The sequence below is a fragment of the Vibrio sp. 2-Bac 85 genome, from assembly GCF_037546705.1.
GTDB lineage: Bacteria > Pseudomonadota > Gammaproteobacteria > Enterobacterales > Psychromonadaceae > Psychromonas.
Genome location: NZ_JALAAB010000018.1, coordinates 1 through 19,924 on the forward strand (window position 1 = coordinate 1; position 19,924 = coordinate 19,924).

General features: G+C 37.2%; 14 protein-coding genes and 2 pseudogenes. 8 read left to right on the forward strand and 8 right to left on the reverse strand.

The window, feature by feature from the left end; translation table 11 throughout:
• Nucleotides 1-182 (reverse strand): annotated as a pseudogene (locus MT390_RS16110) (IS66 family transposase); the annotation flags it as partial.
• Between the two features lie 166 nt (nucleotides 183-348).
• On the opposite strand from MT390_RS16110, the gene MT390_RS16115 reads away from it, so the two are divergent.
• The 6 genes and pseudogenes from MT390_RS16115 (at nucleotide 349) to MT390_RS16140 (ending at nucleotide 8,001) form a co-directional block, all read left to right on the forward strand.
• Entirely contained in the window at nucleotides 349-861 is a 513-nt protein-coding gene (locus MT390_RS16115; protein WP_499442114.1) for a hypothetical protein, read from the forward strand.
• Between the two features lie 232 nt (nucleotides 862-1,093).
• A pseudogene (locus tag MT390_RS16120) lies at nucleotides 1,094-1,633 on the forward strand (transposase); the annotation flags it as partial.
• Between the two features lie 491 nt (nucleotides 1,634-2,124).
• A complete protein-coding gene (locus MT390_RS16125) occupies nucleotides 2,125-3,327 on the forward strand; it encodes an efflux RND transporter periplasmic adaptor subunit (RefSeq protein WP_499442115.1) in 1,203 nt (400 codons plus the stop codon).
• Nucleotides 3,327-5,288 (forward strand): MacB family efflux pump subunit, encoded by a 1,962-nt coding sequence (locus MT390_RS16130; RefSeq protein WP_499442116.1) that lies wholly within the window; start codon nucleotides 3,327-3,329, stop codon nucleotides 5,286-5,288. The genes MT390_RS16125 and MT390_RS16130 overlap by 1 nt, the downstream gene beginning before the upstream one ends.
• A gap of 689 nt (nucleotides 5,289-5,977) precedes the next feature.
• Nucleotides 5,978-6,691: a PEP-CTERM sorting domain-containing protein gene (locus MT390_RS16135; RefSeq protein ID WP_499442117.1), complete on the forward strand. Its 714-nt coding sequence runs from the start codon at nucleotides 5,978-5,980 to the stop codon at nucleotides 6,689-6,691.
• A 401-nt stretch (nucleotides 6,692-7,092) separates the two neighbouring features.
• On the forward strand, nucleotides 7,093-8,001 hold the full coding sequence (locus MT390_RS16140; protein WP_499442118.1) for a transposase: 909 nt from the start codon (nucleotides 7,093-7,095) through the stop codon (nucleotides 7,999-8,001).
• Between the two features lie 473 nt (nucleotides 8,002-8,474).
• On the opposite strand, the gene MT390_RS16145 is transcribed toward MT390_RS16140, so the two are convergent.
• The 5 genes from MT390_RS16145 to iscB form a co-directional block, all read right to left on the reverse strand.
• Nucleotides 8,475-10,718 (reverse strand): phospholipase D-like domain-containing protein, encoded by a 2,244-nt coding sequence (locus tag MT390_RS16145; protein ID WP_499442119.1) that lies wholly within the window; start codon nucleotides 10,716-10,718, stop codon nucleotides 8,475-8,477.
• A gap of 578 nt (nucleotides 10,719-11,296) precedes the next feature.
• Complete coding sequence (locus tag MT390_RS16150) at nucleotides 11,297-11,980, reverse strand: DUF2982 domain-containing protein (RefSeq protein WP_499442120.1); 684 nt, start codon at nucleotides 11,978-11,980, stop codon at nucleotides 11,297-11,299.
• Nucleotides 11,981-12,811: 831 nt separating this feature from the next.
• Nucleotides 12,812-13,216: a tetratricopeptide repeat protein gene (locus MT390_RS16155; protein ID WP_499442121.1), complete on the reverse strand. Its 405-nt coding sequence runs from the start codon at nucleotides 13,214-13,216 to the stop codon at nucleotides 12,812-12,814.
• 31 nt (nucleotides 13,217-13,247) lie between these two features.
• Entirely contained in the window at nucleotides 13,248-15,554 is a 2,307-nt protein-coding gene (gene mrcB / locus MT390_RS16160) for a penicillin-binding protein 1B (RefSeq protein WP_499442122.1), read from the reverse strand.
• On the reverse strand, nucleotides 15,547-16,731 hold the full coding sequence (gene iscB, locus MT390_RS16165) for an RNA-guided endonuclease IscB (protein ID WP_499442123.1): 1,185 nt from the start codon (nucleotides 16,729-16,731) through the stop codon (nucleotides 15,547-15,549). Before iscB ends, mrcB begins: the two co-directional genes overlap by 8 nt.
• 292 nt (nucleotides 16,732-17,023) lie before the next feature.
• Between iscB and MT390_RS16170 the strand changes: the two genes are divergently transcribed.
• Nucleotides 17,024-17,197 carry a hypothetical protein gene (locus MT390_RS16170; RefSeq protein WP_499442124.1) on the forward strand — a complete coding sequence of 58 codons (174 nt, stop codon included), beginning with the start codon at nucleotides 17,024-17,026 and terminating at the stop codon, nucleotides 17,195-17,197.
• A 95-nt stretch (nucleotides 17,198-17,292) separates the two neighbouring features.
• Here the strand turns inward: MT390_RS16170 and MT390_RS16175 are convergent, their stop codons facing one another.
• Nucleotides 17,293-17,880 carry a TetR/AcrR family transcriptional regulator gene (locus MT390_RS16175; RefSeq protein WP_166372207.1) on the reverse strand — a complete coding sequence of 196 codons (588 nt, stop codon included), beginning with the start codon at nucleotides 17,878-17,880 and terminating at the stop codon, nucleotides 17,293-17,295.
• Nucleotides 17,881-17,993: 113 nt separating this feature from the next.
• Between MT390_RS16175 and MT390_RS16180 the strand changes: the two genes are divergently transcribed.
• Nucleotides 17,994-18,536: a carboxymuconolactone decarboxylase family protein gene (locus tag MT390_RS16180; RefSeq protein ID WP_166372208.1), complete on the forward strand. Its 543-nt coding sequence runs from the start codon at nucleotides 17,994-17,996 to the stop codon at nucleotides 18,534-18,536.
• Nucleotides 18,537-18,692: 156 nt separating this feature from the next.
• Here MT390_RS16180 and MT390_RS16185 read toward each other — a convergent pair whose 3' ends face one another.
• Nucleotides 18,693-19,469 carry a haloacid dehalogenase type II gene (locus MT390_RS16185; RefSeq protein WP_499442125.1) on the reverse strand — a complete coding sequence of 259 codons (777 nt, stop codon included), beginning with the start codon at nucleotides 19,467-19,469 and terminating at the stop codon, nucleotides 18,693-18,695.
• Nucleotides 19,470-19,924 lie beyond the last annotated feature (455 nt).

Below are 19,924 nucleotides of genomic sequence, written 5' to 3' on the forward strand. Positions count from 1 at the left end.
TCACTTGATGGTGGCTTACTACTATTACGACTGTTGAGGCCGAGACGCTGACAAAGCAAATTAACAATAAGCAGTAATAAATCTAACGTTGTGCGCATAGAAGGCGATAATGTTTTATCGGCTTCTATCTGTTGTTTTATCTTTTCGACATTACTCTCAATATCGAGACCACTTACTTTCATTTTGCCTCATCATAGGAATAGGAAGAAAGTAGTTAGAGTAACGACTAAAAAGGATCAATCAAGTTGATCCTTTTTGATCTTCTATAAACTATCAAAAATGTGAATTAGGTGCTGAGTAGTTACGAATTTTGTACTTAAAATTTGGAAAGACCCTGTTTGGAGTAAAGTGATTTCAACGGGGATGATATTCCTTTTCGTAGCCATTTTTACATGGGTATCTGGTCTTTGGCCTGAAGTAAAGGATGCCTTTTTATATATTATATCATGGTTAGTGTACGACGTTCTGATCCCCGTTTGGGCTCTATTTTTAATAATTCCATTTCTTGTGTTTCTTATTCCTTTAATTCAATCTGCAATTCCTGATAGTGAACCTTCTTTCATTAATTATAAATCAGATCAAATCCTAGGAATCGATTGGACGTGGGACTGGTCAAAACCTAATTATCATAATGATAATTATTCTATTAAAAACCTTCGTTCTCGTTGTCCCGACTGTAAATCAAGTTTAGAGATTAACGATAATTCAGGGCCGCTTGTTAGTTGTATTAATGATGAATGTAAGTGGCAATGGCAACAGAAAGGTAACTTTGACAATAGAATATCTCATTCAAGTATTCTAAATAGAAAAGTTTGGAACATCATTGATAGAAAAATACATAACGATGAGTTCAAAACCTAACAAACGAATAAACTCGGACGCATAACGGTTGTCATCGTTTTTGCAAAAGAAAAACATGGCAAAAACAATGCCAACCTACGCGCAGGTTATTAAGGGCGTTGAGGCTGTATAATTTCTCCCAAAAGAGCGTTTATCGCTCTTTTTTCAATTATGTCTCATTGTACAAAATACGACCTTTAATGCGGTGATCCACTGTGATCTAATAGTTATTATTCGCTCAGAGTTAAATGTAATGGCTAACTATAAACCTGACTTATCCTGCCAAAGTAAATTCATTCCGATTGATTTTGCACAGCAAATTATCCCCGGTACTTTTGAATACGCACTTTCTCATATCGTCGACAAACACCTTGATTTAAGTACTTTTGATAAATGGTACAACAACGATAAAAATGGCGCGGCTGCTTATCCTCCTTCAGTCATGCTTAAAATAATCTTGTTTGGTTATTCACGAGGCTTGGTCAGCAGTCGTCGCATTGCAAATGCTTGTGAAACCAATATTACCTTCATGAGTTTATCGGGTGACGTACAACCTCATTACACTTCAATTGCAAGTTTTGTCGCTAAAATGAAAGACCAAATTGAACCACTTTTTACTCAAGTATTAATGATATGCGACCGTGAAGGTTTGATAGGCCGTAATATGTTTGCGATTGATGGATGTAAAATTCATTCGAATGCTAGTAAAGAGTGGAGTGGCACATTTGATGAACTTGAGCGTAAACAAGCGAAGTTGCGCAGAGCAAGTCAGCGCATACTTGCACGTCATAGGTAAATTATGAACACTCAAGCATCGAACTTAGCAATTTTATTTGGTTAATAAACTAAGTTGATATTCTCTTTGGTCATCATTTCTAACAAGAATTTATATTCTAATTAATCTCTGTTTGAGTCATGTTAAACACTCTCTTATTTGAAAGGAAGTATCATGAAACTAACCCTTTATCACATGGGGCATTGCCCATTTTGCAAACGAGTTAATGGCGGGCGGCGGTAAAGTGCAAGTTCCTTGCCTATTGATTTGTGAAAAGGGCAAAAGTGCTCAGTGGTTGTATGAGTCTCAAGATATTATCCACTTTTTAAATCAACAGCCTTTTGCTTTTCTCGATAACTTAATGTGCCATGTTAGAACCACTCATCAACTCCTTACTCATTTACCTATCATTCAGTAAATTAAATTTCTTTTATTTTTGTTTTCTTCAAATTGTCTACACATTTGTTCGTTATGATCCAATAAGTTAAAAATAAAGGTAAAACATCATAATGAAAAACTTAAAGCTAACATTGAGTATTGTACTTGTTATCGTCTTGGTAGCAGGAGCCTCCATCTATTTTTATGTTAAAAACTCAGAGCCTGAGGTCACTTTTTCGACTCAACCTGTGGTGACTGGAAATATTGAAAATACTGTATTAAGCAATGGCGTTTTATATCCCTATAAAATGGTTAATGTTGGGGCTCAGGTATCGGGGCAGCTACAAAAAATTGCAGTTAATCTTGGGGATACGATCAAACAAGGTGATTTGATTGCGCAAATTGATAACCTGACGCAAAAAAATCTACTTCAAGAAGCGCAAGCTTCTCTTAATAACATTAATGCGCAATACCGTGCAAAACAAGCTCAAATACATGAGTCAAACTTAGCATTTGAACGCCAAGCGAAAATGCTCAAGAAAAAGCTTAGTTCACAGGCTGATTATGATATTGCTGAAGCTGCGCTGTTGGTTTATAAAGCGGAGTTAGAGCAACTGTTAGCAGAAAAAGAGAAAGCATTAATTAGTGTTAACAATGCCGAGATAGATCTTGGTTATACAACCATCTCTTCACCGATTGATGGCACGGTTATTTACGTTTCTGTTGAAGAAGGGCAAACCGTGAACACCAATCAATCAACTCCTTCGATTATTGAAGTTGCACAGTTAGATGTAATGACGATTAAAGCGCAAATTTCTGAAGCGGATATTATCAATGTGAAAGCAGGCCAAAAAGTGTACTTCTCTATTTTAGGCGCCCCTAATAAAAAGTTTGAGGGGGTACTTCGCTCTATTGAGCCTGGCCCAACCTTGTTAACGGGTGACGATAGTAAACTCGCTATTGGGGATAGTGATGCAATTTATTACAACGCGTTATTTGATGTTGAAAATAAGCAGAATTTATTACGTGTTGGTATGACAGCACAAGTCTCTATTGTTTTAGGTTCTGCGGAAGAGGCATTATTAATTCCTTCACAAGTGCTGACCAGTAAATCAGAAAGAAATGATCAATATAGAGTGTCTATTTTAGTGGATGGAAAAATAGAAAAAAGAAAGGTTGAGATTGGCATCAATAATAAAGTGCAAGCACAGGTATTAAGTGGCTTAAACGAAGGTGATCAAGTCATTCTTGGGCAATCAAGTGTCAAAGAGGTGAGAACCCGATCTGCACTTCAATTAAATGATAAGCAACCCGGTGGAGGCAGACGTCCATAATGCAAGATATACTCTTAAAAGTTAATCAGTTAAGCCGTCATTTTCCTGCAGGTGACCAACAGTTAACGGTACTTAACAATATTGATTTAACCATTCGCCGAGGGGAAATGGTTGCCATTATTGGGGCATCTGGATCAGGTAAATCAACACTCATGAATATATTAGGGTGTTTGGATAAACCCAGTGAAGGGAGCTATCAAGTTAATGGTGATGATACTGCGCTTATGGGGCCTGAACAATTAGCTCAATTACGTCGTAATTATTTTGGTTTTATTTTTCAACGCTATCATTTGTTAGAAGATTTAACCGCGCTTAAGAATGTAGAAATACCAGCACTTTATTCAGCGGAAAATAAAGCCTCTCGTCAAGCAAGGGCGCAAAGTCTGTTAGAAAGATTGGGGTTAGGTGATCGATTAGATCATAAACCAAGCCAGTTGAGTGGTGGTCAGCAACAACGTGTAAGTGTGGCGCGTGCATTAATTAATGGCGGGAATATCATCTTAGCGGATGAACCGACTGGAGCGTTGGATAGCCAAAGTGGCCATGAAATGATGGCTTTGTTAAGGGAGTTACATCAGCAGGGGCATACGATCATCCTTGTTACCCATGATCCTAAAATTGCTGCAACGGCTGATCGTATCATCGAAATTGCTGATGGCAATATTATTAGCGATAAACCTTCGAGCCAATCTTCTGCGATATCAGAAGAAAAACAGCTAACAGAAGGTAATCGGTTAGATCCTAAAAAACAAAAAAAGATCAGTGCTTGGTTTAGTTTTAGCGAAACCTTAAAAATGGCAATAGAGTCGATGGCAAGTCATCGATTAAGAACATTTTTAACCATGTTGGGCATTATTATTGGTATTGCCTCTGTTGTTTCAGTAGTGGCTATCGGTAATGGCTCTCAGGAATCTGTGTTAAAAAGTATGGCCTCAATGGGGACCAATAGCATAGTGATAAAACCAGGATCTGGTTATGGTGATAGGAGAGCGGGACGAGTACAAACCTTAACCGCAGATGATGCAACAGCATTGAGTAGTCTCTCTTTTGTGGATAGTGTTACCCCAACGGTACGCGTTAATGTCGCAGTGCGTTATGGCAACGAAGCCGTGACCGCTGAAATACAAGGTGTTGGCCCGGATTATTTTAGAGTGGGTGGCTTTGAATTAGCTCAAGGGCAGTTATTTGAAGAAGATAGTGTGACAGATTTAGAGCAAGTAGCCGTTATTGACAATAATACGCTCAATGACTTATTCCCTAGTGGAGATGCGCTGGGTAAAGTTATTTTTCTAGGGCGTTTACCGGTTCGGATTATAGGGGTGACGGCACCCCGAGAAATGGCCTTTGGTAATAGTGATTCATTAAATGTTTGGTTACCATACAGCACTGTGAATGCACGTATTTATAGTCAAAATAACGTTGATGATATTACGGTACGTGTCAGTGATACGGTATCAAGTACAGCGGCAGAACAAGCGATTATTAACTTAATAAAAATGCGCCATGGTGTTGAAGACTTCTTTACGATTAATACCGATACAGTGAAAGAAAATCTTGAAAAAACATCATCGACGATGACTTTGCTTATCTCTGCTATTGCTTTTATTTCTCTTGTTGTTGGCGGGATTGGCGTGATGAATATTATGCTGGTTTCAGTCACTGAGCGTACTAGAGAAATTGGTATTCGTATGGCCGTTGGTGCAAGACAATCCGATATCTTAAAACAATTCTTAATTGAAGCGGTCTTGATTTGTATTTTAGGTGGCACATTAGGCATTAGTTTTGCGTATTTAATTGGTATTATTCTTTCTGCAGCGGGCAGTAGTTTAACCATGGTTTATTCATTAACGTCTATTATTGCTGCTTTTGCTTTCTCTACTGCTATTGGCGTCTTATTTGGTTTCTTACCTGCTCGTAATGCGGCAAGGTTAAATCCTGTTGAGGCGTTATCAAGAGGCTAGAAAGCATTAAACGGCGTGACATTAATAGTTAATAGGAAAGATCGTGGACACCCAGCTACTATTACGAGTCATAATTACTCTTCTATCTTTTAGTTATGTGGTTTTTACATGCTAAGAGATAGTTGTTATGTAAGCGATCTACCAACTCACCTAGCTAAATTTATCCCAAGCGGTTAACTGCTCATTTTTAATATTCCAGGGCAGTAAAGCTTTTATCTGTTCGACACTTTCATTTTAAACGTACCGTTTCGGACGTGCAAAGGACACGCAGAGCTTAGTCCGCTCATAACACTATGCTGTCGCATAAATCGCTCCATGCAGGTTCCCTGCTCTTTTATTAAGTTTTCAGCTAAAATAATTGACTGTGTTTTGAATTTTAAACTGTTCGCTTGTATACGTTCATCCATGTACTAGCCTCAACTAATCCAAACATCGATAAACTGTTATTTATCTTTTTGAAAGATTTTTTAATAAAAAAGCTTTTTACTATAAAACGTCGGTTTTGTTTACATTTTATAACTAACTTAAATCATCTTTTCATCTCACCTCATGTAAAACAGCTAGTTAGAACAGGTTTATTTATTGGTGCAATACTTGCTTTATTGTAATTAACCTTAATACTTCATTTAGAAAGTTTAACTAACAACTAATGAGTATTAAATGTCTTTCCTCATAATTAGGGATGAATTATGAAAAATTTAATTGTTAGCACATTAGTTACTTGCGCTCTATTTTCTACAGCTCAAGCAAATGCATCTGTAATCTTTGACTTTCAAGAATTAACAGATACCAATATGGGACAAATTTCTGGTACTTTAGCTAATGGTAATGCTTTTCCTCTAGCGAATTCAGGTGAAATAGCATTTAATTCTTTTGATTGGAGCAAAAGTGGTGTTTCACTTACGGCCTCTGCGTCATTTGCTGGGACAGGTACTTACTCAGATACATATGCAGGTGCTTACAGCGCAGGTGATAACCTCAAATCATGGGCATACTTAGATGCTGGAAGTGCTGGTTTAGGTGTTTGTAGCTTAGGGTTGAAAGGCAATAATCAATGTAACCCTAACAGCGATGATAATGTGACAGTAAATGAAGTTTTACAAATAACATTTGACCAACTTGTTAGTATTGACTTCAGTCAAACTGTTTTTAAAAATGATAGTCACAACGTATTTTCACCAATGCTTGATATCAGTTTAAATAATGGAAGTAGTTGGGCATTTATGGATACTAGCAGCACATTAATCAGTGATAGTTTCTATTTTCGTACTAATAGTACACCTCAACAGTTTTATATTAATGTACTAGCAGTTGCTTCAGTTCCAGCACCTGCTTCTCAGATTTTGTTTGGTATAGCGCTAGTTGGTTTTGGATTAACAAGAAAATTGAAAGTAAATAACTAAAAATAATATTAGCCTCGATTAATCGAGGCTTTTTTTGTCGATTGTCTGAATATACAACTCTTTAATAACAAGTATCACTCCCTCTAGATCCCCATCAGATATCGTGGACACCCATCAACTTTGACGAGTCATAATTACTCTTCTATCTTCTATCTTCTATCTTTTAGCTATGTGGTTTTTACATGCTAAGAAGTAGTTGTTATGACACTGTAACTAAAGCTGTGTTACTAAAGCTGGACAGCCATAAACTTCGACTGATTTAAATTTTAAAACTATTTTTTATAAATGCTTATTTTGAATTTAGGAGGTAGTTTATTATGACTCAATCTCGGCAGTCTCAAGTCTCGCTATCAGATACGCCTTATTATCATTGTATTTAGCGTTGTGTTCGCAGGGCTTACTTGTGTGGTGAAGATAAATACACCGAAAAATCCTTTGAACATCGCCGTCAGTGGGTTGTTGAGCGAATGCATTACCTCGCTTCTCTTTTTAATATTGATATCTGCGCTTACGCTATCATGTCCAACCATTATCACCTCGTATTGCACATTGATGAGCAACATAATGAAAGCTTAACGCATGAAGAAGTTTGTGAGCGTTGGTGTCAGCTCTATTCAAAACCTGTATTAGTTGCGCGTTGGCAATCAGAGCAAACCACCTCAGAAGCCGAAAATAAAGCTGCATTATCTATTATTGGTAGTTGGAGAGGACGATTAGCTGATATTTCATGGTTTATGCGCTGTTTAAATGAATTCATTGCGCGTAAAGCGAATAAAGAAGATGAATGTTCAGGCCGTTTCTGGGAAGGACGTTTTAAGTCTCAAGCTTTATTGGATGAAGATGCATTATTAACCTGTATGGCTTATGTCGACCTAAATCCAATTCGCGCCAAAATGGCTGCTAGCGTTGAAACATCAGAATATACCTCTGCTTATGAGCGCATTCATGGTGTCGCTCAGCAACAAGAAAAGCGACTAGAATACGCTTTTACTAAAAAACTTTTATTTGGTTTCGTAGGTGACGAAAATGAACAATCAACTCAAGGTATTCCATTTTCATTATTAGATTATATTGAGTTAGTGGATTGGAGTGGTCGTATCATTAGAGAAGATAAACGCGGTGCGATTTCAATCAAACGTCCAAGAATACTCTCCACACTTGGTTTAGATAATGATACTTGGTTATCACTAGCAAGTAGTTTTGGAAAAGATTATCACGGTGCGGTGGGCTCTTTAGAAGCGTTAGCAGCTTATGCTGGTAATACTGGCAAGTGTTGGATAGCCAGTAAAAACCAATTACGGCTGCATTAACTAGTCTATTTTTCTATTAAAAAAATAACAAATACACTAATTAGCGGCCGTTAAAATCAGTCATATCTGAAAAAGCTATTATTTACTTCAATTTCGATTAATTATAATTTTTTATTATCAACCAGTATCTTTTTGTTAGCGATTCAATTTATTGCCATTAATGAGCAATGTTATTTGTAAATTTTAAATGAATGGATGTCTAAGTTTACTGTTTACTAGCACCTGATAGGACAGAGCGCGATATTTTATTGGCGCTAACTTATGCGGTTGTGGTGTTTTCTATTTTAATTCAAGGCTTGAGTATTGGTAAAGTGGCCAAAACTATCCGTTAAATATAAATAGGTTAAATATAATTTTTTAAAAAGCGTATAAAATAACTGTATTTCATACGCTTTTTATTTCTCTGTTATAAAAACAAAAGAGTAATTAAAACGTAAAGGCGAGTTGACGATGTAATCAACTGCATTAAAGTATTAAATGGTTTTAAACAAACTATTAAATTCGTTTTGGGCTTTGTTATCACCATTTAAAATCTTAGTTGATAAATTATAAATACGCTGTGTAACGCCTTGAACTTTTTCTTTAAAATTTTCAGCTTGTTGATGATCAATTCGATTATTTTTGTCGTATTTAGCTAGTAATAAATCCATTACATGATTCATTTTAACTTTAAGTTTTTGTTGGGAAATGCCTATTTGTTGGGTTCTTTCGGCGATGCTTGGTCTTGCATTAATCTCAGCCGCTAGCCATTTTTTATACTGGTTCACAAAGTTGGGTGCATTGATGATCATTAATCCATTATTGGTGTCCAGCATGTAACTACGAACATCCGCGTTTGCTGAACCAATAAATAAATCATCGCCAAACAGCATAACTTTTGAGTGTAAAGATAAGGTGCTGGTGTCGTTCTCATTCGCTTGTTGATATTCACTGTAGTGAAACGTTGCTGCTGTTGTTGCCGTTTGTTCCGCTCTATAGTCTTCAAATGCTTTCATTTGCCACATTGCGAGTAGATTCACTACATTTAAATCGGTGGTTTCAATAGAGTTGGTGATGATTTGCAAGCTTACATGTGTACAGTCCCAACTGCCGTCAACCATCGCACCTAGCGCGGCGAGTAGGTTGCCGGGCATAAAGAAGTAAGCATTATGGATGATAACTTGCTGTGGGTCATTTGCAGTTGCCTGTTCACAGGTCTTTTTCAAGGACGCTAGCCAAGTTGCGTGAATCGCTTTTCCATAATCAGCTTCTTTGCCATCAATAGACCCATAACCTCTTTTACTTTCAAAGAAGGGTAGGTTTTCTAAGTAGTAAACTTGAGCTGAATCATCTAAAGCAAAAGATTGGCTGACTCCCTTGGTCGATGGAAGATAGTTGTTGTTATAACTAGCAATCATTTCAGTCATAGATTGCTCAACTTTTATTAAACGCTGATCTAAACTAACAAAGTGTTGTTGATAATATTGGTCAACACAAGTTGGATTGTTGGTACTTTGGTTAGTACAAAATTTTTGTGATTGTTTGTAAATATCCAAATTCATTAAAAAGTCATTGGGAGCATGTTCGCGGGTTTCATCAAGCGAGGCCACCATTGTAGTAAAGTTCCAGAGTCGGTCAAAAGTAGAGGTTACTTGTGGATCAGGCGCATTAAATTCTAATCGTACATCGGTATCCATAAAAATGTATTTACTGGCTAAGGGGCTCGGGTTCATGTGATAAGAGTTTTCAACATTACGACCGCCTAATTGCATGGTCTGTTGATCAACTAAGAGTAATTTATGATGTAAAAATTCAGTGAGATAATCCCAATCTCTGCGGGCAATGGAATTGTTTTCTCGATTGGTCGGTAAAAAGCTATTAACGGAATTTAATACAGGGTTAATTTGATCGCCTAATACTAATGTAGCTGTCGCTAATTTTATTTTTGCTGTTAACGATGCTAACCCACCTTGGTAATTAGCTTGATAATATAATTTACCTAATTTTTTTAACTGAGCTTGGGTATCCGCACTGTCAGCATCCGTTGAAGCGGATAATGCAGCTACATCTATTGATTGGCCATGTTCAAGGGAAAAAGCCATTAACTCGGGGTTTTTGGCATATAAGCCAGACAGGAAAATAGCAGACATAGGAGTCGATAAATTAGAAATACCAATGTCTGAAGCTAAGCGATTATTGATTTTTTCATTATCAAAGAGTTGTTCAATTTCAGCATACTTGTCTTGATTACAAGCGGCGTCTGCTTTGCTTGATTGACCACAACCTAAAGTTAAATAGACTGCATCTTTAACGATATTTTGACTAGGTCTTCCGTACAGCCTAACTTGAATGTTGCCGCCTCCTGCTTGTTGCAAATAACTGAGGCGGTCTAAATCTTTGTAGGTGCTGAGGTAATCTAATAATAACCTGACTTTTACGCCTCGTTTTGCAGCGTTTATAAGAGCTTGGGCTAATACGGAAGAGGTGTGGTCGTCAGAAAAAATATAATAAGCAAGATCAATGTGGGTGTTAGCTGCATTTATCAAAGCCAGTTTACTGGCAAAGGCCTGATCATTATCGGTGATCACCGTGGCGGATTTTATTGGTAAATTGCCAGTGGATGCATATTGAGTTAACAAGGCATCATCTAATGCTACTTGTTCTCGAGTCGCACAAGCACTAAGTGTAAATATTCCAATTAAGATAAATAATTTAGTACCAATCTTGGTTAGTCGCATTACTGATTCCTTGTATTATTACTAAATGATTATTGAAATAATTGTTGTTAAATCTAGCATTGAATTTTTTAGCTGATTGAACTCTTTAACTGATTATATGTTGTAGTTAATTGAACCGGTCATAAATATAGGTGGATTTTTGTTAGTCTATTAAAGGGCAATTAAAACTAATAAGTAACATAAACTAACAAGCAACATAAATTAATAACTACAATCAAGCCAGTAACTTATAAATGATTAAAAATCCACCATATAGGCAAAAAATGAGTTATTCAAGTGTTCAACCAAAATCTCTTTTTTAAAAAACAAACTATCGCCTTTAAGTCACATAAAAATGAAGTAATTAAGGGTGAAACAGTTAATAGTAAGGGTGAACTGGTATGAACTCTTATCATTAAAATAAAAGGATTCCTTATAGTTTATGGATGCCCAACAGCTAAATATATTGCTAAAGATATCGGTACACTTGTATTACAGCAACGGTGAGAAAGGAATTTTTCTAGGGTAGTTAAGGCTAAGCTAAAGGAATGCAGAAAAAATAAGAAAAAAACGAGGGTTTTTAACTGGCTGGCATCAGCCTAATTAGGTCCATTTACAATGGTGTAATCATGGCATTTTTTTAATAATTTTAAAAAGCTATTTAGATTTCGATCCAGACTGCTTTCGGGTAAAAAGAGGTGATAACCATATGCCTTGGCGAGTTGTTCACTACGATGTAACCATGCTGCGATTGGGCCTTTATATATTACTTCATTTAACGTATAGGGCTCAAAATTAATCAGACTACCTTCAAAATCAACTTCTTTATTAGTGATCGCTAAAATGAGCAATTCTTGTTGTTCGTGAATTAATTTGTTCGCTAGTCTTGGTGATATGCTTTTAGCTATGTGATCTAAATTATTTAGTTTGATGCCGACATAGGGTAATTGTATATGCTCACCTTGGACATCTGCTTTAAGTTCACCAAAACGTATAATATCTTGCCATGGTAGTGCCCACTGACCATGGCGATGACAATATCTAATCGTTTTTGGGGTGATAAAAAGGCTGGTTCCGGGCTCTAAATACTTAAGTACACCTATTAAAATAAGCACTAACGTAGCTGATATGAGGAAAATTAATTGAATTTTAAAGATTTGCCAAAGGAATAAGCTCAAAATCCAAAAAACAAATAGCGAGATACATCCAAGCCATATAAATGTATGCGTATAACGTTTTGAATTAGGGTGAATGGTAATAACTCTATCGGTTGTATTATCCAATTTAACCTTCCTTAAAAACTTTGTCGCTCGAGTAATTACTTATCAATAGCAACGATAAATATATTATTAGGGTAAATGCAAACCTATACAAATCATATAGTAAATGTAAAAAATTATTTTAAACAAAAATAATATTTGAAAAAGTGCCAAGGGTTGTAAACTTTGTGCGGAAACAGGTTATCTTATTTGGTGCAAGTTTATTTGAAAAAGCAGGGTACTGTAGCTTTTAAATAGTACCTTTTACACTATTCTGTGCTGAATTATTATGATTCAATCTAGGCTACTTTAGGTACTAAGTCTTTGCTACTGATCCTTTTAATTCTACTTTTTATCACCTGAATTTATGCTGTAAATTCGGGCTAAATTATTTTCAATTTTACGATAAATATTGCTATCTATTATTAATTCTTAGGAACATAATCTCGCCGTTACCAGATCATTTAAAGTCATTGTGTAACGTACGTCATAGGGTTATTAGTTGTTTATCTTAATGAAAGGAAAGCATCGTGAGTAAAGGCCAAGACAGCAAAAAAGACGGTAAGAAAAAACCGCTTTTGACAGCAAAAGAAAAAAGAACAGTAAAAATAGCAAAAAAATCAAAAGTTGGATTTTTAGCTAAATAAAGATTAAATGAAAGGTCATCAACATCCCGATGACCTTTTAAAGCTTCTAGCCTCAATCAACTTTATTAATATCGATGAGAAAGTGTAGACCCGATAACTTGTATTGATTGATGCACTGCAATTCCCCTCAATAAAAACTTTACTTAATGAAGCGGTTAACCTGTTCTTTGAAGGGAAGCTTTTCTAATGCAGTTTCCTAATTAAAATTCTAATACAGCTTTTTTAGTAATAATTCAGCTTGACCCGTTATTGCTTTATTCGGATTTAAACTAAGTGCTTTCTCAGCAAAAGACTGTGCCTGTGCATTTTTACCTTGGCGGTAATTTAACTCTGCTAGGCGTAAATAGATTTCAGGATTACGTGGAGATATCCTGATCGCACGTTCTAAAATTCCCGTTGCACCGCGCAAGTTACCCTTGCTTTCTTGCTGCTCAGCAAGACTAAATAATGAGTCTAAGGCAGCGCTTCCCTTCACTGTATTATCAATACCGTCAGTTGGCGTGCTAACTGAACTTGGAGTGGTGGGCTCAGTCGTTGGCGATGTAACAGGTTTTGTACTACAGGCCCATAAAAAACTAGATAAACAAACAACAGCAATTTTATAATGATTCATGATGATGATCTCTTTAGTTGGTTTAGTTGGTTTAGTTGGTTAAATTACGGAACCAATCGATGACTTTATCAGTTGTACCGCAACGTATTTCTTCCTTTGGCTCAGTACCGCTCACAAAAGGCAATTGTATTGCATTATCACAGCGATCTTGGCTACCGATGCCTGATTCGCTGTCAACCCAACTTAGGGTGATGTTTTTTGGTGGAAAGTTCTGCAAAGGTTGCTGAGCACGCGCTTTAAAAATATCCGCCCAGACTCGAAGTGCACCGCTTGAACCGGTCAATCCCGTTGTTTTATTATCATCACGACCAAGCCAAACAACCGCTTGCATATCATCTGAAAAACCTGCAAACCAACTGTCTCGCAAATCATTGGTTGTTCCGGTTTTTCCTGCAACAGCAAAATCAGGTAATAACCATTGTAATGCTTTAGCTGAACCTTCGTGCGTAACAGCTTGTAAAGCATGGCGTAACGTATAAATCGAACTAGAACTAAAGCGTTTTTCAATATCAATCGGATAACTTGTTAGTACTTCTCCGCGCGGATCAACAACGGAGCGGATCGCCAATAACGGTGTATAAAAACCACCTGAGGAAATGGTTTGATACATTTGAGCCACTTCAAGTGGACTCAATTCCGCTGCGCCCAAAGTGATCGCAGGGAGTGCTGGAATGTCACTATCAACGCCAAGTCGTTTTACTGTTGATAAGATATTATCTAAGCCTAACTCATTGCCTAAACGCGCCGTTGCCTGATTGTATGAACGCGCTAGCGCTCTATATAAAAGTACATCGCCATGATCTTTTAAATCGTAGTTTTTAGGTGCCCAAGTATCGCCGTTATCTAATTTTTTTTCGTAGGCTGCATCGCTTATTAAAGTCGCTAACGTATATTGTTCACTTTTTTCTAACGCCGTTAAATATACGGCGGGTTTCATTAACGAGCCGATTTGTCGACGGGCATCAATTGCGCGGTTAAATCCCGCATATCGCGTGTCGCTACCACCAACAATAGCCGTTACTGCGCCTATATTCGGTTGCGTAACAATTATCGCTCCCTGCAAGTTCGCATTAGGCTCAGATTTTTTATTACTAGCCATCATTTTAACCAAGCTAGTCTCAGCAGTTTGCTGAATTAATGGATTAAAATGGGTGAAAATAGACAGGCCATCGGAACTTAAGTCTTCAGCTTTGTAATCATTTTGTAATTGCCTGCGCACAAGGTCTAAATAAGCAGGATAACGTTTAGTACTGCTAACGCTGCGTTCACCCACTTTTAGTGGTTCTTGCTTAGCTAATTCAGCAAGGTCTGCATCAAGTTGTTTTTCTCTGACTGCAATATCTAATACTAAATTGCGGCGTTTTAATGCACGTTCAGGGTTACGCCATGGATTGTAATAACTGGCTCCGCGCACTAGTGCAACTAACAGTGCTTGTTGCGACAGCGATAAGTCCATAATATTTTTTTTGAAATAATACTGACTTGCTAAACCAAAGCCATGAATAGCCCGTGGTCCATCTTGACCAAGGTATATTTCATTCATGTATCCTTCTAAAATATCAGCTTTGCTTGCATGTAACTCCAATAGCACCGCCATCAACGCTTCCTGCGCTTTACGAATTAATGTTCGCTCCGGCGTGAGGTAATAATTTTTAATCAATTGCTGTGTCAGTGTCGACGCTCCCTGTGAGAAGCCACCATCTTTAATATTGGTAACCATTGCTCGCCCGATACCGCGTAGCGAAATACCAAAATGGCCGTAAAAGTTCTTATCTTCAACAGCAACCAGCATTGCTTGTAAAGAAACTGGCGTTTCAGCAAGTTGAACTAATAATCTATCCTCATTGTGGGAAGGGTAAATACCGCCTATCACCAAGGGCTGTAAACGCACTAACGCTTTATTGTCTTTATTTTCTAGCTTGGATACAAAGCCATTATTTAAGGTGATTTTTATTTTTTGTGCTGCGGCTAATTCGTCACTGAACTGAAATTGAGGGATGAAAATGGTTACTTTATTTTGTTCAATTAATGCCTCACCGGGATTATTAACGTTGCTCACAAAGTGATATCCGAGCATGGTCATTTCTTCACGTAAATCAGTCAATGAGAGTGGCAATCCTTCGTATATCTCTAAAGGTCGCGCGTAAACAGTTGATGCAACTGACCACTGCTTATCTTTAAAAGTCGAATTAACCATGGAATCTAAATAGAGGAGAATACCGACAGCGATTATTATTAATATTAATAATGCAGTCCATAGTTTACTTTTATCACCCTTTGGTGAAAGAATACCCTGTGCTTTAGCGCAGGGATGAATTTCATCGTTTTTGTTACGCATACACAATACCTTTGTTTTGAAATACTAATCTGATTGTTTTGATGTTTTTAACTAATCGCTTAGTACCGTGCATAAAAGCAAGATATGCGCCTTTGTTTTGTATTCCTTTGGCGATGCACTTAATACCGTTCCACTCAATAATATCTTGTGGTTGTATCGTATAGCGCTGTTTACGAATAGATGGCGCAAAGCCATTTCGATTCTTTTGTAATGATCTATTATTCTTACGTTTAAATGTTATTTTACGCTCAGTACTCCGCTCTTGGTTTGACCCACCTGCGATCACAAATGCATCATTACTGTGCGATTTTTCAATATTGTGGTGATAGCGGTTTGCCTTGGTCACGTAGCCAAAAGTTTCTATCGCGTCAGGAAAAATGCTTAGTAATTGAGCGCGTATAATATTCATAGTTGTGGCAGGTTTTAAGCTCTTTTGCTTTGTACTCGTTAACGACCACTTATTATCATGCAGTGCTTTATGATGCTTACTACAAAGCGTTTTTAGGTTGCTTGGCGCATCAGAGCCGCTTTGTGAACGATATATTACATGGTGAACTTCAAGCTTATCACAGCAGCCTTTTTTGCCGCTCTGGCATTTGTAGTTATCACGCGCTAATACATAGGCTTTAACATTCTCAAAACCATACTGAACACCTTGTTGATACTGTTCATTTGAAATATTAGGATTGTTCATCTTTACCATATCAAACGTACCCGTTTCCAAAACAGTTTTAGTGACCGGCATTAATGATCTGCACTGATTAATTAATCTTACATGAGCGTCCACTTTCCATTGTACGGATGGGGCTAGTCGGCCTTTTCTGGTACTAGCTGCTCGATTTAAAAAGCGTGGCGCTCTGTAACGTAACTTGTTGCGCTTCTGTCTGCGGTACATTTTGCGTGTCGTCATTTTGTCTGAAATGTCATTGCGCATAGTCGCAATAGCCGAAAAAACCTCTTTCGTATCTGAGACGACAGATATACCGACTTCGCCGTGACCTGTATCAACGCCAAGCGTCAGCGGCTGTTTATAGCCCGCAGATCCAAATTTTAGCTGTATGGTAAACGGATTGCGTTTAATAACCGTTGCTTTGCCTTCTCTGAGCAGTATCTTTGCTTTTCTTGGGCGGCATGGCATCAATGATTCACCATGCTTATTAATGACAAAAACGCGCATAATATCCTTAACATATTTAGTTAGTAAAATTAACTAATCCTCTCACGAGGTTGATTCCCATCGTCAATGTTGTAAAAGCTTTTTACACTTAGCACACCGACCCGTTGAGGTCTTTTAATACTAAGCGATAGGGCAGCAAACTTGGGAGGCATTCACTGGTATCGTCACTTAAACAACGTAGTTCTCGAAGAACTTAGACTAATCACCTATTCAGTCCGAAGACCTATCTCGATACTCACATCTCAAGCCCGTTGGCTTTAGCCACGGGTAGTTGACGAATAGACATGTATTTATGAAGCACAGCAAGACCTTATTAGGACAAAAAATAAAAAAGAATAATAACTGGCAATCACGTTATTACAGAGACGTTAACCTGTTAATTTCTAAAAAAGGGGCAGTGTTTTACGCAGAAAACTTGATTGACCTTGTTCTGATTGAACCGGTTATTACCGCCCAACAACCTTGACTAATATTTATCATCAAAGTTCCTTTTAATCGTGTGCTTTTTCTCTGCTCAGGGCTTGAACAGATAACTGATTGAGTATGATTGTTAATCTGATTTTATAGCTTTTTGATCAGCAAAAACATTTGCTCGATCATTGGTTGAGCTAGTTGTGTTACGTCGGGGCGGTTAAAGTAACCGCGTAAACCGGTAAATTGCACTTGAAAAAAACGTGCATATTCAAGAGCAGTCAGCGAACTATTTAATTCACCATTATTTATTGCTTGCTCAAATAATTGTGTTAAATAAACTTCAAATTCAGCTGCTTGATTTAAACTTAACTCATATAAATTAGCATCCTTTTCGGCAAATTCACTGTTTGCTTTAACCAACATACAGATAGCACTGGGGCTGCAATCTTTTGTTTCAATGATCACATGTTCCACAAAGGCATGTAAACCTTCTAGTACGCTATCCGCGTTTGATAAAAAGCTTTCTATTTGGGCTTTCATTTGTAAGGTGTAATCTTTTAACGATTCGCTGTATAGCCCTTCTTTAGATCCAAATGCAGAGTAAATGCTGCCCGGTCTCATGTTAATAGCTTCTTGTAAGTCACGGGTTGAGGTTGCATGAAAACCTTTTTGCCAAAAGAGCTGACTTGCAAGGCGCACAACCGACTCTCGCTCAAACTTTATTTTGTTAGCCATGTTATTTCTCAATTTATTTGAACACTTGCTCAATTTTAACTTGAGCAATCGCTCAAAATCAACTAGTATGTGTCCTGAAGTTACTTAAAACCCATTATTTATTGGAGCTAAACATGACAGAATTTACTTTATACACAGCAGAAAACGCACCTGAAGAATCAAAACCTTTAATGGCTGATTCAGTAGCCGCATTTGGCATGCTACCTAACTTACACGCAGTAATGGCTGAAGCACCAACTTTACTAAAGGGCTATCAAGTACTGCATGACCTATTCCAAAAAACATCGTTTAACGCTGAAGAGTTAACAGTGGTATGGCAATCAATTAACGTTGAGCACGAATGTCACTACTGCGTTCCGGCACACAGTGCAATTGCGGCTTCAATGAAAGTAGACCAAGATATTGTTGATGCGCTTGTGAACAAAACAGAGCTTGCTAATCCTAAGTTAGAAACGTTACGTGAAACTACATTGGCAATGGCGCGTGACCGCGGTGTTATTAGTGATGAGCAAATCGAGAAATTCTTTGCTGCAGGTTATGGCAAGCAGCAACTACTGGAAATTATTGTTGGTTTATCTCAAAAAGTAATGAGTAACTACACAAACCACCTTGCAGATACTCCAGTTGATGCACCATTTAAAAAATTCATGAAATAATTTATGACTTTTAAAAAGTGATATAAAAAAGGCAGCTTCGGCTGCCTTTTGTGTTTATAAAAGTATTAAATATAGCAAAACCTAACCAATACTCGTTAAAGGTTAAAGGTTAAGGTTAAAGGTTAAAGGTTAAAGGTTAAAGGTTAAATACAAAGCCTACTTAGCATTTTCCTCTAACTGGTTTGCTATCTCAATAAGATCTCGGCCAATTAAATCTGGCTTCGCGGCAAGAGGGTAGAGCGCTTTACCTGGACGCATAATAAATGCGGTTTTCCAACCTGCTTTATCTGCTCCTGCTAAATCCCATGCGTGTGCGGCTATTAACATCGCATCTTCAGGTGCAACTTTCATTTCTTTTTGAGCCCAGTCATACACTTTTAAATCCGGTTTAAAGGTTTTTAAGTTTTGAACGGTTAATGATCCATCAAAATATTGTGCTAGATTTGAGTTTTTAAGTTGAGCTGCAATGCCTGCATCAGAGGAGTTGGTTAATGTGATCATGGTATAACCCAGAGCACGTATCTTTTTCAAGCCTTCAACGACATCCTTATGCGGTGCTAGGTCTCTAAAGGGGGTTAGTACTGCGGTACGTGCTTGTTCAGGTGTTAGTTTAATATTTTGTTGGTTTGCAATCATTTCTAATGATGCGATGCCTATTTCAGCAAAACTATTATATTCACCTATCACATTGCCAACTAAAGAGTAATGTAGCATGGTAGTAAACCAATAAGGGACTAGTTCATCTCGTCCACCTAAGGCTTTAGAAACTGATTTACCTACATTACCTAAGTCTAGGAGCGTTTCGTTAACATCAAAGAAAATGACCTTTGGTTTTATTGGTTGATTTGAGGCTGAATTTTGAGAGTATGCAAAAGTTGACGTTAAGCTCATTGATATTAGTAAGCCAATCATAAAATTTTTAAAGCGAATCATTATAAAATACCTGTAAAGTTAAATTGTTAAAGTTATGCACTTCTTATTTGAATCTAAGAAGTTTATAACTGAGTCTATAACTGGGCCTATAGCCCCTTAATAAACGAAAACGGTTTTACACACAAAAAGAAAAAGTAAAGGCCGTCACCAACAGACCACTGAATATACGTTTAAATTTCAATTTTTTTTTATAAATAAAAAATACGTTGTTTATTTATACAGATCAAAGGTTTAAAGGTAGTATTTGTATGAAAAAACCGTACTTAAAACGGGTATCTATTTAAAACTAAAACGTATTTAGATACTTTTAAATGAGGTTATTTATTAGTAAACTTGATTTAAATTGTTGGTAATGAAAAATTTCATTTGGGGGAGGGCTTTATCTTATTGTGCCAATCAAGGAGTGATATTTTTAAACTGTCTTGCTAATAAACTATTCAGGTCTTCATTTTTAC